The 2,579-nt window shown below is 58.0% G+C and carries 6 protein-coding genes; all 6 read right to left on the bottom strand.

The annotated features are described in order from the left end of the window. Positions 1-397 (bottom strand): sialate O-acetylesterase (locus ACRBB0_RS26935; RefSeq protein ID WP_431377560.1); only part of this gene is annotated, 397 nt, incomplete at its 3' end. 5 nt (positions 398-402) lie between these two features. Then, the gene (locus ACRBB0_RS26940; protein WP_431377561.1) at positions 403-687 is read right to left on the bottom strand and encodes a hypothetical protein; all 285 of its coding nucleotides are present in this window, start codon (positions 685-687) and stop codon (positions 403-405) included. Positions 688-696: 9 nt separating this feature from the next. Continuing rightward, entirely contained in the window at positions 697-912 is a 216-nt protein-coding gene (locus ACRBB0_RS26945; RefSeq protein ID WP_431377562.1) for a hypothetical protein, read from the bottom strand. 144 nt (positions 913-1,056) lie between these two features. Next, positions 1,057-1,854, bottom strand: coding sequence for a lysozyme (locus ACRBB0_RS26950; RefSeq protein WP_431377563.1), 798 nt, complete (start codon positions 1,852-1,854; stop codon positions 1,057-1,059). A gap of 15 nt (positions 1,855-1,869) precedes the next feature. Beyond that, the gene (locus ACRBB0_RS26955; protein WP_431377564.1) at positions 1,870-2,163 is read right to left on the bottom strand and encodes a hypothetical protein; all 294 of its coding nucleotides are present in this window, start codon (positions 2,161-2,163) and stop codon (positions 1,870-1,872) included. A 15-nt stretch (positions 2,164-2,178) separates the two neighbouring features. Beyond that, a partial coding sequence (locus ACRBB0_RS26960; protein ID WP_431377565.1) for a hypothetical protein occupies positions 2,179-2,579 on the bottom strand: 401 nt, incomplete at its 5' end.

A 2,579-nucleotide genomic window follows, 5' to 3' on the forward strand; every position in this document is an offset into this window, starting at 1 on the left:
TGGCAGCGAAAGCATTGATCCGGGTCACGGCGTCATCATAGGCCGGGTCGTCTGGGTTCCACATGTTGTCAAAAAAGCCGGTGCCACCATCGGCGCAGGGAATAAACACCAGCTGCGCACCGGGGTTCGCGGCCATAAAGGCGCGGGAAAACTGCACATCCGGGCCGAATTCATCGGAATTTGTTGTGATGCGGTGGTCGAGCGGCGTGGTCGGCGCGACCAATGCCCCGGCCTGATCGTATTGCAACGCACCCGCAGGGTGCAACGGCAGCCCATCCAGCCCGGCCCGCCCAACCGCGTTTGACTGGCCCAGAATGGGGACAACGTACATGGGCGCAGAGCCGCCCTGCTTGGACTTAGGGAACGGCCCGCTGAGGCCAAAAGGGTTATCAAGCATTGCGATCACCCATGTTGTATCGCGACGGAGCCACCGACTTGCGCGAAGACCCAAAGACGAACCGCGCCGGAAACGCCAGGGAAGACATTTGCAAGCGTATCACGTTCGCCTTGGCCGGGTTGATACTCAACCGCGCCACCAAGCGATGTCGGTGCATTTGCATCAGCGGTGGCTTGAAAATGCACCGAGTAGCCGCCCTTGTTTTGAAACATAACTTGGGTTGAAACATCTCCGTCAGTCAGTTCTGTCCATTGATTTTGAACCGCTGGGATCGTGGCATTTCTTGGCATATTGGCCTCCTATTCGATACAGCCGAACGCGTCACACGCCCGGTCTTGGTAAATCACCCACTCGGCGAATGAGCGGTCATTGGTCAGCGCATCGATCGTTTCCGGCTTGGCATCCGGCGGGCGCTTAGACACATCCGAAAACCCGGCCTTATTCAGAAATGGGCCGGGACAGGCGGCGGTGAAGCTCAGCGCCAAGAACGCCGTCATCAAGCGAATGAATGTCATCGCTTATCTCCTGTGATCGTTTGATTGTTTTGATGCGGGTCTCAGCGGATTCGACCTGATCACGAAGATCATCATTGCGCAGGGCCAGCCACCAGGTCGCAGCGGCAAGGGCCACGATGAAACCCGCGAGGAAGAGGCGGTCCATCAGGCCACCCCCTCCAAGCAAAGGTCGCGCTCCTCGGCCCGGCGGCGCGTAAGGCCCAGAAACACCCGCCCGCCCGCTTTGTTCCACCAGGTCAGCGCTTCGCAACCACCGGCGATGTTACCAGCATTCAAGCGCTTGATGGCAGTGCTGCCCCCTGCCCCGCTGACACCAACGTTATAGGCAAAGGAGCCATAGGCGGCGTCACGGGTTGGCGGCAATCGATCTGCAATGGTTTCGCGTGTGAAGTATCGATGCAGGCCAGTGCGAAACTCCAACAATCGCCGCCCCAGCATCTCATCGCATTCGGCCTTTGTGTAACTGTCACCGGGTTTCACGCCCTTGGTTTCACCATAACACACAGTCAGAACACCAACCGGATCAAGGTAGGCAACCAATCGCAACCCTTCCCACTTGGCGGCAAGCGGGACAGCTATTTCAAGGAAAGCAGCCTCAGCACCAATGACCGGTTCAGCGATAGCCGCCTGCTCCTCAACCTTAACCACCGCCGTCACATCAGGCGGCAAACCCGGCTGCCATGCTTGCCAGACCAAGAACCCAGCAATGACCAACACCAGCACGCTCAGCCAGTGGTAGCGCTCATTCTCCTGTTTGATCAGTCGCCCGACGACGCCGTAGGCAATGGCCAAGGCGACCAGTTGGAACCGCAAATATGGGTCAGGCTCTATGCCAAATGTCGCGTACAAGATTTCCGGCACAAACAGGCCCAGCAGGCCTAAAATGAGCGCACGGAAAGAATGGGTGCGCCGCATGACGCCCCAGAGATCATCGATAAACATCAGTTTTCCTTTTGGTTAGTTGGCCGTTTTTGGCCGTTGCAACAGCGTCCGCAACAGACGGTTGTTTTCATCCAGATCCTCTTGCAGATCTGCGATGCCCTTGTGGATCCCAGCGAGGCTTGCAGCCGTTACCGCTTGCTCACGCTCCAAGGCGTAGATCCGAGGCTCCATGGCCTTTAATGCCTCTACCTGCTTGGTCAGAGCCTCAACATTGGCCTGCAACGTCGCCCAACCAAAAGCGGCGGCAACGACCACGGTCAAAATGGTGATGAGATTCCCGAGGCTTACTTGTCGGACGATACTTGGCATATCTGCCTCCTCTGCTCACCAGCCCTTTGCGGTGATAAAATCAAACATTGCGGTGGCCTCAATCAGTTGACCGGCGCTGTTGCGGTGGATGTCGTCAGCAAGATACTTAGGTGGGCAATATCCCGTGGCTTGTGCCGCTTGGTCTGCGGGGGTGTCCGCGCCTGTCACGTCATCCCACATGGCCTGCATCTGATCGATATGGTGGTCAGGATGGGCCGCGATCAGTTCGCCCCGCGCGGCATTGTTGATCGTGATCTGAGATGACTCCGGCGTTTGCTCATTGGCGTTTGCACCCGGCGCGGGAACAAGGAAGGCCATTCGGTCATGATCCCGAGCGGCCCAGCAGGCATGCGCCCAAGCGGTAAAATCAGTGGCGGGCTCAGCATAATCCGCCCGTCCAAACCACAGGATATGGA

Source organism: Pelagimonas sp. (assembly GCF_050633425.1).
Taxonomy (GTDB): Bacteria; Pseudomonadota; Alphaproteobacteria; order Rhodobacterales; family Rhodobacteraceae; genus Pelagimonas.